The following is a 13,519-nucleotide window of genomic DNA, read 5'->3' on the forward strand; positions in this document are numbered from 1 at the left end:
CGCAATATATACGAGGGCTCGCCGCGGCGTGAAGGACGGGTGTCACGCGGCGCTGGCGAGCCACACAAAAACGGCAGGCCGTAGCACCGGCCTGCCGTCATCGGGTCACGCGGGGCGCGACGATCAGAAGCGGAATTCGCCGCCCACGCTGACCGTCTCCACCTCGACGTCCACGCCGCTGAACTCGCCCTTGCGGCGGTCGTAATTGAGGCTCAGGCCCCAGCGGCGGTTGAAGTCGTACCCCACATTGACCCCGTAGTAGGGCTTGGTCGAGCTTTCGTCATCGACCACGTCGAAGGTGTCCTCGCGGACCTGCGCGGTCATGCGCGCGACGCCCGCACGTGCACCGATGAAGAAGCCGGTGTTGTCGGCGCCGAAGTTCTTCTTCGCCACCACGCCCACGCCGATCGAGACCAGGTCCAGCTCCTCGTCGTAGCCGAGGTCCTTGTTGTACAGCGAACCGACATGGCCTTCGACACCGATGTTCGGGGTGAACCAGTAGCCGCCGCCGACCACGCCGGAGGTGTCGGACTCGCTGCCGCGGAACCCGTCATAGCGCACTTCGGTATCGCTGCTGCCCAGCTCGGCGCGGAGGAATGCCTGGCCGGCCATGGCGTCGGTGGACAGGGTGGCCAGCGCGATCGCGGCGACCAGGGTCACGTACTTGTTCATTCAGATCCTTCCAAAAAGTGGGTTGCCCCTCTGGGCGGCGCCACTCTGCCTCCTGTTCATGTTTGTGTCAATTGCGTTAAGTGAGAGCGCGCTCGGATGTGTGCCAACGTCGCATACGCGATCAGGGCGACGTCGCAGGCGCGTCCTTGAGCGAGGCGTCCAGAAGCGCTGAATAGACGTCCAGCCGGGTGCGCGTGCCGACCAGGACCCAGCCGAGTGCATACAGCAGCACCATCGAAAAGATGAGAAGCCCCAGGACCGGGTTGACGTCGAACCCGCCGGCCCAATCGCCCGGCGTCCACGTCCGGAATTGAAGGTACAGCGCAACCAGTACGGGAAACGGACCCAGCTTCTGCAGCCCGCCGTACATCAGTCCCATGCGGTCGGTCATGGTCTTCTGAAGCGCAAGGACGAACCGAAGTCGCTCTTCCCGCTCAGCGGCGGGGAACGCGCTGAGCTGCTTCACCAGATGCGTCCAATAGGCGAAGTTGGCGTCCATTTCGGCCGCATGCGAGAGCCGCGGGCGGAGGTATTGGCCTCCTTCTCTCTTGAGCATCAGGAACAGGAAAAGAGTGAAGCCGGAGACTTCGATGGCCAGGCAGGCGGTGAGAACCATCAGCGCCCACGACAGCGGCAGCACGCTGACGGGCAGCATCCCTGTGGTCAGTCCTGCCGCAGTGGCGGCGACCCCTGTCCCGAGCGCCCAGCGCTCCAGCCGAGAGGCCTTGGGATGGATGCTCTGCTCGTTGTACTGCTGCACTTGCCTGTACAGCCACGAGAAGGACAGCCCGGGTTCCGGAACTACCTGCATATCCATTGCGGCTCATCCTCCTGTCGATGGACACCCGCCCTGCCCAGTGGGTTGCAGACCCGCCGGCGCACCATCTTACCGGCAGGACGCTGCCAGCGCGCCGCGATCAACACTGCGCCTTAACCGGCCTTGCCTATCCTGCGGGCAGCCGCTGCCGCCCACCGCGGTGTTCGCGCAGGGAGGCGGATGCGGCGCGTTGGACCTGGTCGAACCACTCAAGGAGCATCATGAAAAACCTCAATGCCGTCATCCTCGCAGGCTGCCTGTTCGGCCTGAGCAACAGCGCCTTGGCCGATACGGTCAACCTGACCAACAGCGCCGATGGCGCCACCCGTGATGCGGGCCTTGCCGCGGTGAAAAAGAAGCTGCAGGACGCCTGCGCCGAGCGCAAGGGCACGGCGATCACCGACTCATTCGAGGTCGTCTTCGAGAAGACCAGCGCGAACCCGGGCGTGCCCAAGCCGTACTACGTGGACGGCAGGATGCAATGCGATCTTCCGGGCTGATCGGGGCGGCCTTCGCGCCCGGTTCGTCGCGACGGCGCCCCTGATCGCCCCTGCCCTGCTGCTGATATAGTCGGCCGGCATGACGGGCACCCTGCCCGTCCACGTATTACAGGGAGTTGGTCATGGGTCTGGTACAGGCGGTGAAAGGTGCAGTCGGTGGTGTTCTGGCCGACCAGTGGAAGGATTTCTTCACCGTGCCGACGGGCCTGCCGTCCACGGCGGCCCTCTTCGCCGCCGTCCCGCGCGGCACCAATGCCGGGCGCGGCTCCAACACCAGTGCGTCCTCGAACATCATCAGCAATGGGTCGAAGATCGTCGTGCCGGAGGGCTACGGCCTGCTGCTGTTCCAGGACGGGGCGATCACCGGCTTCGTCGCCGAGCCGGGTGGCTATGAATGGCGTTCGGACGATGCCAACTCGCAGTCGATCTTCGCTGGCGATGGGCTGGTCGGGCCGTTGATCAAGCAGAGCTGGGAGCGCTTCAAGTTCGGCGGCCAGCCGGGCTCGCAGCAGGCGGCGTTCTTTGTGTCGCTCAAGGAACTGCCGGACAACCGTTTCGGCACCCAGTCGGAGATCTACTGGGACGACGGTTTCCTGGGCACGCAGGTCGGCGCGCTGACGCGCGGTTCGTACACGCTGAAGATCGTCGATCCGATCCTGTTCGTGAAGAATTTCGTGCCGGCCAGCTACCTGCAGCCGGGCCAGGTGTTCGACTTCACCGATCTGGACAACGCGGCAGCCAGCCAGTTGTTCAATGAAGTGGTGGGCTCGCTCGCGCCGGCCTTCAGCCTGTATACCAACGACCCGGGCAAGGGCAACCGCATCACCAAGCTGCAGCAGGACTCGCTCGGCTTCGCGCAGAGCCTGTCGGCCGCCGTCGAACAGGGCTACCAGTGGAAGTCCGACCGCGGCCTGGCCATCGTCAAGACGGCGATCGTGTCGATCGAGTACGACGCCAACACCCGCGAACTGCTCAAGACCGTGCAGCGTGCCGATGCGCTGGCCGGTTCGCGCGGCAACTCGAACCTGCAGGCCAGTGTCGCCCAGGGCATCCAGTCTGCCGGCGAGAACGGTGGTGCGGCCGGGTTGGTGGGCGTGGGCATGGCGTCGGGCATGTTCGGCGCCGGCGCCCTGCAGCAGCCGGCCACGCCTGCGGCCCCGGCCGCGGATGACCCGGTGGCCAAGTTGAAGAAGGCCAAGGAGATGCTGGATCTGGGCCTGATCACCCAGGACGACTACGACACGCTCAAAGCCAAGGCGCTGGGCCTGTAAGGCCCAGGACGCGCGTAGACCATGTCCGATTCCAGAATTCCGCCGCCGCTGCCGTCGTCGGCGCCGCCCCCGTTGCCGCCTGCGCCGCCCTCGCCCGTGAGCGGCCCGGGCTCGCCACGGGAGGTGCCGCCGTTGCCGGGCACCTTCCCGGTCGACCCGACCACCCTGCCCCCGCCGATTCGTGACGAACTGCTGGCGCCGGACCCGGTCGCCCTCGATACCGCCGCCGAGGAACTCAAGGACGGCGTCAATCGCTGTCCGAAGTGTGGCTCGAGCGATGTCCGGCTCCGGATCGGCACGGACGTGCTGGTCTGCCAGTTCTGCCGCAATGAATGGCATGGTGCGCTGGTGGAGCAGGAATTCGGGCTGGGTGACGGCATCGACCAGCTGCGGGGCACCGTCATTGCCTCCGGTGCGCGAGATATCGAGGCCGACACCGCCAGCCTGATGAGTTTCAAGTGCACCGGCTGCGGTGCCGAGGTGACCATCAACACCGAGAGCACGATGACCGCCCGCTGCCACTGGTGCCGGCACGTGTTCGGCGTCAACGAGCAGGTGGCCAACGGAGCGGTGCCCGATGCGGTGCTGCCCTTCCGGATCAGCAAGACCGATGCGGTGGCCCGCATCCGGCAGTTCGTGGACAAGCGTCGCCTGTTCGCCTTGAAGGCGTTCAAGCAGGAGTTCACTCCGGAAAACGTGATCGGCGTGTACCTGCCCTACATGATCGTGGACAGCAACGTGAGCGCCGCGGTGGCCGGCAAGGGCGAGATCAAGACGCGGGAGTACACCCGCGGCACCGAGAAGAATCGCAAGACGTACTACGATGCCAATGTGTACCAGGTGGAGCGCCAGGTGGACTTCACCGTGGACGACCTGCCGCTGGAGTCATCGGCCGAGCGCGGCAACCTCGACACGCGCACCAACACCAACAACATCATCAACACCATCCTGCCGTTCGATACCAAGAATGCGCTGAAGTGGAATGCGTCCTACCTGATGGGGTTCACCACGGAAAAGCGCAACCTGGACGTGGAGAAGCTGCGCCCACGGCTGGAAGACCAGTTGCTGTCCATCGCCCGTGCCCAGGTCGAGGGCTCGGTGCGGCGCTACGACCGGGGCGTGCGCTGGGAGCAGGAACGGCTGGACGTGCACGGCACGCGCTGGGTGTCGATGTACCTGCCGGTATGGCTGTATTCCTACCACCAGCCGGGCAGCAACGGCGGCATGCTGCACTACATCGCGGTGAACGGGCGTACCGGCGAAACCATGGGCAGCGTGCCGGTGCAGCAGTGGAAGCTGCTGCTCGCCGCGCTCACCACGGGCACGATCATCGAAGCGCTCGTCCTTTTCTTCCTGGTGGCTTCCTCATGAGTGATGACAGTGGGCTCTGGTTGCTGGCCGCAGGTCCGGCCGGCGCGACGGCGCTGTACTGGGCGCTGTACCGCTACTACCGCAATACCGACAAGTCCCACGCATTCGAGCGCGAGACCGAGGTGGAGGCCAAGCCGGTGACCGGCTCGGACCGCCTGGTGGACACGGTGACGGGCACGCAGGAGACCCGCATCCGCGGCGACAACGTGCGTGCCTACCGCAACCGGGTAATGCGCGACAGCAGCTGAGCGCCCGGGTTGCGGGCACGAAAGTGCCGTGCCCGCCCCTTCCCCGGGCGGGCACGGCGTCCCCATGATTCACGGGCGCCGGGATGGCGCCAGCGCTGTTACATCAATGCGCGGCGTCGCTCGGGAGCGTGGCGGCGAGCCGGCGTACGCACTGCTTGGCGTGCCACAGCACCTGCCCCATCGCGCTGGTCTGGTCGCATGCGGCCATCAACAGTTGCGGCGGCTGCACCGGGATGGTCAGCATGAGCACTTTGCCGTGCGAGGCTTCGAGGATCAGCGCGCCGAGCGAGCCGATCGCCAGTTCGCGGCCGAGCGCCTCGGCCAGGGCCAGCATCGAGCTGGTCATCGCGGCCAGGCGGCTGACGGTTTCTTCTTCGCGCCCGACCTGTGCAAGGGCGAAGCCATCCAGGCTGGCGACCACCACGCCCATCAGCCCGTCCACGTCGTGCACGAGGGTGCTCAGGTGTGCGTCGACCTGCGCACGCACCGGGGCGATCGCCGCCATGGGGGAGGCGTCACTCATGGCAGGCCACCAGGGCTTGGCATTCAATCTGGCTCATCAATACATCCATTACGGTAAGAACCTGCATCGGATCGCGCGGATCCACCATCACGATGGGCAGCTGTCCCTCATCGCGTTCCAGCCATTGTTCGCAGGCCGCGCGTCGGGTCGGGCTGGCGTCATCCATCCGGGTAATCCCCATCACCACCGGCAGCGGCGCGGGATGGCGGTCGACCGCGTCCAGGTACGGCCTTATCTGCTGGTCCGGTGGCCCCGCATCGGCGTTGACCAGCACGATCGCACCGCTCGCGCCTTCCAGCAGGATCGGCCACAGGAAGTCGAACCGGATCTGGCCGGGCGTGCCGTACAGGCGCAGGCGGTCACCGCCGGGCAGGTCGATGTCGCCGTAGTCCAGGGCCACCGTGGTGAACGGCTTGGCGGCGCTCGGGTCGGTATTGCGCACCTCGGTCGAGACCGCCCTGCCCTGCGCCAGGGCCTGGACCAGCGTCGACTTGCCCGCGCCCATTTCACCCAGCACCACGATCTTGTATTCACGCATTTTCATCGACTCCAGCGGTTGCGCACATCGCGCCACATCCGGGCCAGCGCATTCCCGCCGGCCCGCGCCGCCGGGGCTGCCGTCAGCCTCGCTGCCGGGTCCGTGTCGGTGTGCGCATAGCCACTCAGATAGGCGGCATTGAAAAAGGCCTGGACCTCCTCGCGAGGCACGCCCAGGATCGAACTGCAGGCATCCACGTCGAGTGCATGCTGGATCAGCAGCGCGCAGATGCGGAAATCGTCATGGCGGTGGGCCAGGACGCGGAAGTCTGGCCAGCGCCCCAGCTTCACGCAGCTGTCCCGGCGCAGCGGCGGCAACGGCGCGTGGTCCGCGCAGGCGCCCAGGCCCACCTGCCAGAGCAGCGGGCGCAACGCCACCGGCCGCGCCCGCCGCGCCTGCACGTCGAACAACGCCCGCGCGATGGGGAGCAACTCCAGGCGCGGCACCGCATCCACCAGGGCCGCCTGGAGCATTGCCAGCGACACCGCGGAGGGCTCGGCCAGCACCGCCTGGCTCTGCTCTGTGTCCAGCCAGCCCAGCAGCTTGCCGTTGCAGATGATGGCGACGCAGTGCACCGGCCCGTGCTGGCGGCGCTCGCCCGTCAGGCGGCGGCGCAGGTCCTCCACGAAGGGGGGCGGCACCATCGCCATTGAAGGCAGTGCCGTGCATGCATCGAACGGCGCGGGGCGGCAGCGGCTCATGTCGCGCGCCTTGTCGCGGCCGCGGTCGATGAAACGGACAACATCATGGGGGGCTTCGTGTTTGAGCGGAGGCGTGGCAGGCGCCGCAGGGCGGTCACGTTGCGACGAGGCCTAGAAGACCATCCGGTGCCCTGCGCTGGCGATGCAAGAAGTGCGAAAACGCACCCGGCGCCGGCGTTTTGCAATGATTTGCAGCGGTGCGGCGCTACTGTGCATCACTGCGAACGGTGCAGCTCGCCTTTCGCACTATTTGTATATACAACAAATATTGAATTGCCGAGAATTTCGGCTCAGAACGAGGTTCGGTGCAGCCGGAAGCGCACCTGCAGGCGTGCGGCAACGTGCCCGCGTCGTTTCCCCTGTTCGCCCGCAAGGAGTTGCACCGTGACCATTCGCGTCATCATCGCTGACGACCATCCCGTCGTGCGCATGGGAGCCCGCGCCCTGCTGGAAAGTGCGGGGCGCTATCGCGTGGTGGCCGAGGCCGCCACCCCGGACGAGCTGCTGGGCGCGCTCGAACGCGCCCCTTGCGACGTGCTGATGACGGACTTTTCGATGCCCGGCGGATCGTCGCCCGACGGCCAGGCCATGCTGGCCATGATCCGGCGTCGGTATACGGCGCTGCCCGTGGTACTGATGACCATGGTGTCGAACGTGCCCACGCTGCGCATGGCGTTGAAGAACGGCGTGCGCGCGGTGATCGACAAAGTGTCTTCGGTGCAGGACATCCCGCGGGCGATCGACGAAGTGCTCGCCGGTGCGCTGTACATCAGCAGTGGGTTGCGGTCGCAGCTGTGCGCCGACGAGGAGCATGTCGGGTCGCTGTGCGCATGCCTGTCGCCGAAGGAACTGGAAGTGCTGCGGTTGTACTCCTCGGGGCTGAGCATCACCCAGATCGCCACGCGCCTGGATCGCAGCATCAGTACGATCAGCCGGCAGCGGATCTCAGCAATGAACAAGCTTGGCCTGCGCGCCGAGTCGGAGCTGTATGCGTTCGCCAGCGAGCATGGCCTGTCCATGTCGCCATCCTTGGCCCCGCACGCCCGCCTGCATACGGCGGCCTGACGCCTGCCTCGGCCGCGCCGGACTGCGCGCGCGGGCACTCCCGGGGCGCCACACCCGGCGGCGCCCCGGTCACCACGCGTTATTCGGCGGTGATGCGTGCCTCGTCACCGTTGCCATCGACGATCACCCGGCTGCCGACGGACAGGCCCGAGACGTTCTCGCGCAACTGGGTCGTGCTCAGCACGCGGCCCCCATCCAGGCGCACCTTGACCATGTAACGCGTGGCCGGGCCTTCGCCGGCGATCTTCTCGCCCACCACGCCGCCCACCTTGGAGCCGCCGGCGGCCGCGACCGGCACCGCGATCACCCCGGCCTCAGCGTGGCCGGCGTTCGACAGCCCCGTGGCCGCCGCGAGGCCGCCGAGCATGCCCAGGTTCTGGCCCACGGCGCGCCCGAATCGCGTGCGCTTGGAGGTGTCCTCGCCACGGTTCTGGATGGGCTGCATCTCCTCGATCACGCCAGGCCGCTGCTTGGCCCATGCCGGTGCGGCCATCGTGGCTGAAACCAGCAACGCGGCCAGGACGGCGCGCATGGGCACGCGGAAAACGTTCTGCATGGGGCGAATCTCCTTGAGTGTGTGTGGGGCCGAACGACGTGCGCGGTCAGCGCCGCGGCTTGGGCCCGACGATGTCGGTGTCGCACTGGGGGCCGTCATGCTCCCAGCGGCGGATGATGCCGTCGCGGTCGGCGACGTAGGTGATGTCGCAGCGGTGTTCGGGAGGGTGTTTGACCTGGTGGTCGATGTATCGGAGGTCACCCACCGAGCCGTAGACGTTTTCGGTCCAGCCGGGCTTCTTGGTGTTGGAGGTGTAGTAGGTTTCCATCGAGGTATCGTCTTCGTCGATCTCGAGGCGGCCACCGTCAACGCGCAGCTGCACCAGCAGTTCGGACGCGTCGCGGCCGATCCATGCGTCGGCGCGCGCCTTGGCGTCGGCGCTGAGCGTGCCCTCCGCGCTCGACGTGCCGGCCAGGCCGAGGCACAGCAGTGCGCAGGCCATGACGCGTGGCGTGAATGACAAAGCGTTCATCGGCAAGACTCCCCGTCCTGGTGGGATGCTGGTGCTGCAGCACGCCCACGGTCTAAATGGTTATCTTGGTGAGTCTAGGTACGTGATCGATGGGCGCCTATCGGGATTGATTGGATGTTCGGGTAGGGATACTCCTACTCGATCTGGCGCCCCGGCGGCGGTGGACGACCTGGCGGCGGGATGACCGCTTCGGTGGGGATCGCTATGCTGCCCTGCCCCCTTTCGAGGAACGTCGCATGCGCACGCTTTACCCGGCGATCGCTCCCTATCGCGAGTTCGCACTGGCCGTCGATGGCCTGCATACGCTGCACGTCGAGGAATGTGGCCGGCCAGACGGCATTCCGGTGGTGTTCCTGCACGGCGGTCCGGGTGCCGGCGTCTCGCCTACCCATCGGCGCTTCTTCGATCCGGCCCGCTACCGCATCGTGCTGATCGACCAGCGCGGCAGTGGCCGCTCCACGCCCTTTGGCGAGCTGCGCGACAACACCACCGCGCACCTGGTGGCGGACATCGAGACGGTGCGCGCGCACCTGGGCATCGAGGGCTGGCTGGTCTTTGGCGGCTCGTGGGGGTCCACGCTCGCACTGGCCTATGCGCAGGCGCATCCGCAGCGTGCCACCGGCGTGATCGTGCGCGGTGTGTACCTGGGACGGGCGGAAGAGAATCGCTGGTTCAACGAGGCCGATGGTGGCGCCCGCTGGGTGTTCCCGGAACGCTGGGCGCGCTACGAGGCGCATATCCCCGAGGCCGAACGCGGGGCGATGATCGCCGCCTACTGGCAACGCCTGGACAGCGATGACCTGGCCACCCGGATCGCGGCAGCACAGGCCTGGCTGGGCTGGGAGGACCACGCCGCCACCCTGGTGCACAACGTCGATGCGGTATCGACCGCCGACCCGCTGGATACGCTGGCCAAGGCGCGGATCGAGGCGCACTACTTCCGCCATAACGCGTTCCTGGCGCACGGGCAGCTCCTGCGTGGCATCGATCGGATCCGGCACCTGCCCGGGGTGATCGTGCAGGGGCGCTACGACATCATCTGCCCGGCCCGTAGCGCGTGGGACCTGGCATGCGCGTGGCCGGAAGCCACGCTGGAGGTGGTGCTGTCCGGGCACGGGGCGACCGAACCGGCCACCGCCGATGCGCTGGTGCGGGCCACCGATGCATTTGCGGACCGGATCGCCGGGCCGTCCGCGTAGGCGCCGATACCCGCACTCGCATGGCTCGCCTGCACGGGCGCGTGGCGCGCGCTTAACCTGCGCGGGTGCACGCTGCCAGGCGACTGGAAGGAGCGCGCGCCCCTCATGAATCACCTGCTTGGCATTTCCATGCTGGCCGTCGCATTGGCGGCGATGACCGGCGGCTGCACCGCCACCCCCGCGGGCACGACCGGGCCCGGGCCCAAGGCCGCCACCGGCACCGCCACCGCCGCCGCCGCCGCGCATGCCGACGCAGCTACCGGCGCGGATGGGTACGCCGAACCCGGCCGCGGGATCGCCGTGCGCAAGGTGCCCGGCACCCATGTCGTGCGTGACTTCAAACGCAGTTACCTGGCACTGGACGCCTGGAAGCTGTATCCCGCGGCAGGCAGCGTGGGCACGCCGCTGGTGGCGGTGGTGCTGGATGGCTCCAATGCGGTCACGTCGGCGGAGATGCGGGTGGGGCGCAGCGATGCCGCGCCCGATGTCCAGGACTGCCAGGTGCCGCCCGATGAAGCGATGGGCCCGGTCGATACCGTCGAGGTCGGGGGCGTGCCGTTTGCCCATGTCACGCTGGGCGATGCGGCGATGAGCCATTACCTGTCCGCCGACAGCTACCGCGCCGTGCACGGCGGCGCCTGTTATGCCATCGACCTGATCATTGCCGGCACCCGGCCGGACGTCTATGACCCGCCGCGCACGCCGCCCTTCAGCAAGGACGCCGCGACGAAGGTGCTGGCCGCTGCGTTGGCCGCCGTGCACTGGCAGCCGTAGCCGGCGCGTCCATGCCATCAGAGCGCGCAACACTGCTGCGCTGCGCACGCCGATCAGGACGGCAGGCAGCATCGAGACCCGACTGGCGGCCAGCAGTGTAATCGCCGGTTCAATCGCGTCGGTCGAGCGTTCGGCCACGAAATGCAGGGTCGACGCAGCACGGTGGGCAGGCGCCAGCCACACCCTGATCAACACGTGCGGGCTGTTGACCTGCATCGCCATGGCCACGATAAGCAAGACGTGCAGCGGCAACGTCCACACCGCAATGGCGGGGAACGCCGAACCGCCGGCGCGTCGAGGCCGGTCATCGAGGGCACATCGACTGTGTTGTGCCCCTTCTGGCTGGCCTGGGTACCCGATACCAGCGAAAACGGAACCAAGCCGACCATCACCGGCAGCGCATCCAGCAGCCCGCAGCCCGTAGGCAACTATCGGCGGCGCGGCGGGCGGCAGCGTGGACCAGGGCGTTGCCGCGCGCGTTTCGTCCCGCAGGCGCCGGCAGCCACGCTGTCGCGCCGCGCCGCGCCGATGATCGTAGCGCACCGGCCGCGGCCGCGGTCACGGCGCTTGATCCGGCGCCCACGTGCGCTGCGGCATGATCAGCGCGAAGGCAACGACGCGCGTGCGACGCGTCCTGCACCGCAATCAAGGAGATGGCGTGAGCGATTGGTCCCCCCTGCCCCGCGCGTTCTACCAGCGCCATCCCACGCTGGTGGCGCCGGCGCTGTTGAACAAGCTGCTGGTGCGCGATGACGGTCGCGCCGGCCGGATCGTCGAGGTCGAAGCCTATGCCGGCAGCGAGGACCCGGCGGCGCATTCGTATCGCGGCATGACCGCGCGCACGGCGACGATGTTTGGCGAGGCCGGGCACCTGTATGTGTATTTCAGCTACGGCATGCACTGGGGCAGCAATGCGGTCTGTGGCGATGTGGGCCAGGGCTGGGGCGTGCTGCTGCGGGCGTTGGAGCCGGTGCACGGGCTGGACCTGATCCGTGACGCGCGGCCGGCGATACGTCGTGACCGCGACCTGGCCAGCGGCCCGGGGCGGTTGTCGCAGGCGATGGGGATCACCAAGGCGCTGGATGGCGCCGACCTGGTCCGTAACGATCGCGGCGTGCGGATCGTCTGCGACGGCGTCGCCCCGCCGCCCGACCCGGCGGTGGGGCCGCGGATCGGGATCAGCAAGGCGGTGGCGTTCCCCTGGCGCTGGCATGTGCCGGGGCATACGCATGTGTCCGGGCGCGTGGGCGGCAGGGGCCGCGCCTGATCAGGGCGAAGGCGCGGCAACCGAGCGCATGTCGAGCATGCTGCCCGCCTCCCACTGCCGGCCACCGATCACGAACGGCACGCTGACCCGGGTACGCCCGATCACCGCGCGCCCGTTGGCCGTGGCCGGCACGAAGGGATGGGTGCGCAGGGCTTCCATCGCGGCGCGGTCGAGGTCGCGGCTGCCCGAGCTTGACGCCACCGACATGCCGATCGCGCGGCCTTCGGCGGACACCTCCACCCGCAGCACCGCCTCGCCCTCGATACCGGCGCGGAACGCGGCGGCCGGATAACGCGGCAGGTGGCTGCGCCAGTAGGCGGCATCGAGCGACGGCGCGACCGGCAGCGTGGCGCCGGCATCCAGCCCGAGTTGCGCGCGCACGGCAGGCTCCAGGCCCGCCGGGCAGGCATCGCTCGCCGCGGGCATGGGTTCGCTGGTGCAGCCATCGGTGTGCCCGCGCCGGCAATCGATCTGGTCCAGCAGGCGGTCCTGCAGGGCTGCGACGCACGCCTGTTCGGGCGTGGCTGGCAGGTGGGTGGGCTGGGCACGGATCGCGCGGATCAGCGCAGCGCAGCCGGCCGCCTCGCCGGCCCGGCACTGCACGGCCTCCGGACTGTCGGCGGTCGGCAGCTCTGCGGCGCTGGCCAGCGTGGCCCAACCGCCCAGGATCAACAGGGCCATCGCCCGGCCCCGGGTGTGTCTTTTCATGGCGCTGCTCCGTCCCTGATGGCGGCAGCGATGGTAACTGAATGGGAGTGCCGGGCCGAGGCCGCTGGCCGAGGGCCAGAGCCGTTCAGACAGGCAAATCGTCATTCCGGTGTAAAATTCATCGTTTTAGCCGGAATCATGGCGAAAGCCCCCTACCGACCGCCCGTGCCCGGCCCGGCCTTCATCCGCCTGCTGGCGGGGTTTGCCGATGGCCCCCTGCCTGCCGCCAGCCCGGACATGAGCGACCGCCTCAGCCAGTGGGTGGACTGGAACCGCGCGGTGGCGCTGTCGCGGGCGCTGGATGGGCGGCTGCCTGCACTGGCCGAGGACGCGCCGGTGTTCGACAGCGCCGAGCAGGCCGAATGCGCGCGGGTTCGCACGGTGTTGGCGACGTCGATCACCGCCGCCGCGGAGGGGCGGCGCGCCACGGCCAGCGACGACTATGCCCCGCACCGCCAGCATTGCATGGCCGTGCAGCGCTCGATGCAGGCATCGACCGGGCGCCTGCGTGGTCGCTTGCGCGACATGCTGGGTCATGCCGGGGCGCCGATGGCACGCCTGGCCGAGGTGGACGCGGTGATGGAGCAGACCCTGAGCCCGCGCGAGCAGGTGCTGCTGGGCACGGTACCGACGCTGCTGGGCCTGCATTTTGAACGTCTGCGCGCGGCGGCCTCGCCCGCGCCGGACGACAGCGACAACGCGCAGGCGCTGCCGGCACCCGCCCACGAGGGCTGGCTGGCGCGCTTCCACAAGGATATGCAGGACGTGCTGCTGGCCGAACTGGATGTCCGTTTTCAACCGATCGAAGGCCTGCTTGCAGCGCTTCGCCCCCGATAA

At 68.2% G+C, this 13,519-nt stretch carries 17 protein-coding genes; 9 read left to right on the forward strand and 8 right to left on the reverse strand.

Translation table 11 applies throughout. From position 1 onward, the window contains the following. Window positions 1–123: 123 nt before the first annotated feature. Both M2421_RS01260 and M2421_RS01265 read right to left on the reverse strand, forming a co-directional pair. Window positions 124–672: a porin family protein gene (locus M2421_RS01260; RefSeq protein ID WP_259202727.1), complete on the reverse strand. Its 549-nt coding sequence runs from the start codon at window positions 670–672 to the stop codon at window positions 124–126. 121 nt (window positions 673–793) lie between these two features. Further along, window positions 794–1,489 (reverse strand): hypothetical protein, encoded by a 696-nt coding sequence (locus tag M2421_RS01265; RefSeq protein WP_259202728.1) that lies wholly within the window; start codon window positions 1,487–1,489, stop codon window positions 794–796. A gap of 221 nt (window positions 1,490–1,710) precedes the next feature. Between M2421_RS01265 and M2421_RS01270 the strand changes: the two genes are divergently transcribed. The 4 genes from M2421_RS01270 (at window position 1,711) to M2421_RS01285 (ending at window position 4,879) form a co-directional block, all read left to right on the forward strand. Beyond that, window positions 1,711–1,989, forward strand: a complete 279-nt coding sequence (locus M2421_RS01270; protein ID WP_259202729.1) for a hypothetical protein — start codon at window positions 1,711–1,713, stop codon at window positions 1,987–1,989. A 122-nt stretch (window positions 1,990–2,111) separates the two neighbouring features. Then, window positions 2,112–3,260 (forward strand): SPFH domain-containing protein, encoded by a 1,149-nt coding sequence (locus M2421_RS01275; RefSeq protein WP_259202731.1) that lies wholly within the window; start codon window positions 2,112–2,114, stop codon window positions 3,258–3,260. A 21-nt stretch (window positions 3,261–3,281) separates the two neighbouring features. Further along, a complete protein-coding gene (locus tag M2421_RS01280) occupies window positions 3,282–4,631 on the forward strand; it encodes a TFIIB-type zinc ribbon-containing protein (RefSeq protein WP_259202732.1) in 1,350 nt (449 codons plus the stop codon). After that, on the forward strand, window positions 4,628–4,879 hold the full coding sequence (locus tag M2421_RS01285) for a hypothetical protein (RefSeq protein ID WP_259202734.1): 252 nt from the start codon (window positions 4,628–4,630) through the stop codon (window positions 4,877–4,879). Before M2421_RS01280 ends, M2421_RS01285 begins: the two co-directional genes overlap by 4 nt. 103 nt (window positions 4,880–4,982) lie before the next feature. On the opposite strand, the gene M2421_RS01290 is transcribed toward M2421_RS01285, so the two are convergent. From M2421_RS01290 to M2421_RS01300, 3 genes are read right to left on the reverse strand one after another with little or no spacing between them, the layout of a single operon-like run. Then, window positions 4,983–5,402: a roadblock/LC7 domain-containing protein gene (locus tag M2421_RS01290; RefSeq protein WP_259202737.1), complete on the reverse strand. Its 420-nt coding sequence runs from the start codon at window positions 5,400–5,402 to the stop codon at window positions 4,983–4,985. Continuing rightward, window positions 5,395–5,940, reverse strand: coding sequence for a GTPase (locus M2421_RS01295; RefSeq protein WP_259202738.1), 546 nt, complete (start codon window positions 5,938–5,940; stop codon window positions 5,395–5,397). Before M2421_RS01295 ends, M2421_RS01290 begins: the two co-directional genes overlap by 8 nt. 2 nt (window positions 5,941–5,942) lie before the next feature. After that, the gene (locus M2421_RS01300) at window positions 5,943–6,590 is read right to left on the reverse strand and encodes a hypothetical protein (protein WP_259202741.1); all 648 of its coding nucleotides are present in this window, start codon (window positions 6,588–6,590) and stop codon (window positions 5,943–5,945) included. 435 nt (window positions 6,591–7,025) lie between these two features. On the opposite strand from M2421_RS01300, the gene M2421_RS01305 reads away from it, so the two are divergent. Next, a complete protein-coding gene (locus tag M2421_RS01305; protein ID WP_259202743.1) occupies window positions 7,026–7,706 on the forward strand; it encodes a response regulator transcription factor in 681 nt (226 codons plus the stop codon). Between the two features lie 79 nt (window positions 7,707–7,785). Here M2421_RS01305 and M2421_RS01310 read toward each other — a convergent pair whose 3' ends face one another. After that, window positions 7,786–8,262: a hypothetical protein gene (locus tag M2421_RS01310; protein WP_259202746.1), complete on the reverse strand. Its 477-nt coding sequence runs from the start codon at window positions 8,260–8,262 to the stop codon at window positions 7,786–7,788. Window positions 8,263–8,308: 46 nt separating this feature from the next. Then, entirely contained in the window at window positions 8,309–8,734 is a 426-nt protein-coding gene (locus tag M2421_RS01315; protein ID WP_259202748.1) for a hypothetical protein, read from the reverse strand. A 236-nt stretch (window positions 8,735–8,970) separates the two neighbouring features. Between M2421_RS01315 and pip the strand changes: the two genes are divergently transcribed. The 3 genes from pip to M2421_RS01330 all read left to right on the forward strand — a co-directional run bounded on the left by pip (window position 8,971) and on the right by M2421_RS01330 (window position 11,974). Then, the gene (gene pip / locus M2421_RS01320; RefSeq protein WP_259202750.1) at window positions 8,971–9,933 is read left to right on the forward strand and encodes a prolyl aminopeptidase; all 963 of its coding nucleotides are present in this window, start codon (window positions 8,971–8,973) and stop codon (window positions 9,931–9,933) included. 105 nt (window positions 9,934–10,038) lie between these two features. After that, a complete protein-coding gene (locus M2421_RS01325; protein WP_259202751.1) occupies window positions 10,039–10,707 on the forward strand; it encodes a hypothetical protein in 669 nt (222 codons plus the stop codon). 658 nt (window positions 10,708–11,365) lie between these two features. Further along, window positions 11,366–11,974, forward strand: a complete 609-nt coding sequence (locus tag M2421_RS01330) for a DNA-3-methyladenine glycosylase (protein WP_259202753.1) — start codon at window positions 11,366–11,368, stop codon at window positions 11,972–11,974. Here the strand turns inward: M2421_RS01330 and M2421_RS01335 are convergent, their stop codons facing one another. Further along, window positions 11,975–12,682 carry an energy transducer TonB gene (locus M2421_RS01335; protein ID WP_259202755.1) on the reverse strand — a complete coding sequence of 236 codons (708 nt, stop codon included), beginning with the start codon at window positions 12,680–12,682 and terminating at the stop codon, window positions 11,975–11,977. Window positions 12,683–12,820: 138 nt separating this feature from the next. Here M2421_RS01335 and M2421_RS01340 point away from each other — a divergent pair, with 138 nt between their 5' ends. Then, window positions 12,821–13,519, forward strand: coding sequence for a DUF3348 domain-containing protein (locus M2421_RS01340; protein ID WP_259202757.1), 699 nt, complete (start codon window positions 12,821–12,823; stop codon window positions 13,517–13,519).

This window comes from Stenotrophomonas sp. BIGb0135 (genome assembly GCF_024810105.1).
Classification (GTDB): domain Bacteria; phylum Pseudomonadota; class Gammaproteobacteria; order Xanthomonadales; family Xanthomonadaceae; genus Stenotrophomonas; species Stenotrophomonas maltophilia_AB.

Excerpts from the sequence above, each read along its gene's own strand:
- M2421_RS01315 (WP_259202748.1), bottom strand. The coding sequence starts at position 8,734 with ATGAACGCTTTGTCATTCACGCCACGCGTCATGGCCTGCGCACTGCTG.
- M2421_RS01265 (WP_259202728.1), bottom strand. The coding sequence starts at position 1,489 with ATGGATATGCAGGTAGTTCCGGAACCCGGGCTGTCCTTCTCGTGGCTG.
- M2421_RS01340 (WP_259202757.1), top strand. The coding sequence starts at position 12,821 with ATGGCGAAAGCCCCCTACCGACCGCCCGTGCCCGGCCCGGCCTTCATC.
- M2421_RS01335 (WP_259202755.1), bottom strand. The coding sequence starts at position 12,682 with ATGAAAAGACACACCCGGGGCCGGGCGATGGCCCTGTTGATCCTGGGC.
- M2421_RS01325 (WP_259202751.1), top strand. The coding sequence starts at position 10,039 with ATGAATCACCTGCTTGGCATTTCCATGCTGGCCGTCGCATTGGCGGCG.
- M2421_RS01300 (WP_259202741.1), bottom strand. The coding sequence starts at position 6,590 with ATGGCGATGGTGCCGCCCCCCTTCGTGGAGGACCTGCGCCGCCGCCTG.
- M2421_RS01270 (WP_259202729.1), top strand. The coding sequence starts at position 1,711 with ATGAAAAACCTCAATGCCGTCATCCTCGCAGGCTGCCTGTTCGGCCTG.
- M2421_RS01295 (WP_259202738.1), bottom strand. The coding sequence starts at position 5,940 with ATGCGTGAATACAAGATCGTGGTGCTGGGTGAAATGGGCGCGGGCAAG.
- M2421_RS01275 (WP_259202731.1), top strand. The coding sequence starts at position 2,112 with ATGGGTCTGGTACAGGCGGTGAAAGGTGCAGTCGGTGGTGTTCTGGCC.
- M2421_RS01280 (WP_259202732.1), top strand. The coding sequence starts at position 3,282 with ATGTCCGATTCCAGAATTCCGCCGCCGCTGCCGTCGTCGGCGCCGCCC.
- M2421_RS01290 (WP_259202737.1), bottom strand. The coding sequence starts at position 5,402 with ATGAGTGACGCCTCCCCCATGGCGGCGATCGCCCCGGTGCGTGCGCAG.
- pip (WP_259202750.1), top strand. The coding sequence starts at position 8,971 with ATGCGCACGCTTTACCCGGCGATCGCTCCCTATCGCGAGTTCGCACTG.
- M2421_RS01260 (WP_259202727.1), bottom strand. The coding sequence starts at position 672 with ATGAACAAGTACGTGACCCTGGTCGCCGCGATCGCGCTGGCCACCCTG.
- M2421_RS01310 (WP_259202746.1), bottom strand. The coding sequence starts at position 8,262 with ATGCAGAACGTTTTCCGCGTGCCCATGCGCGCCGTCCTGGCCGCGTTG.
- M2421_RS01285 (WP_259202734.1), top strand. The coding sequence starts at position 4,628 with ATGAGTGATGACAGTGGGCTCTGGTTGCTGGCCGCAGGTCCGGCCGGC.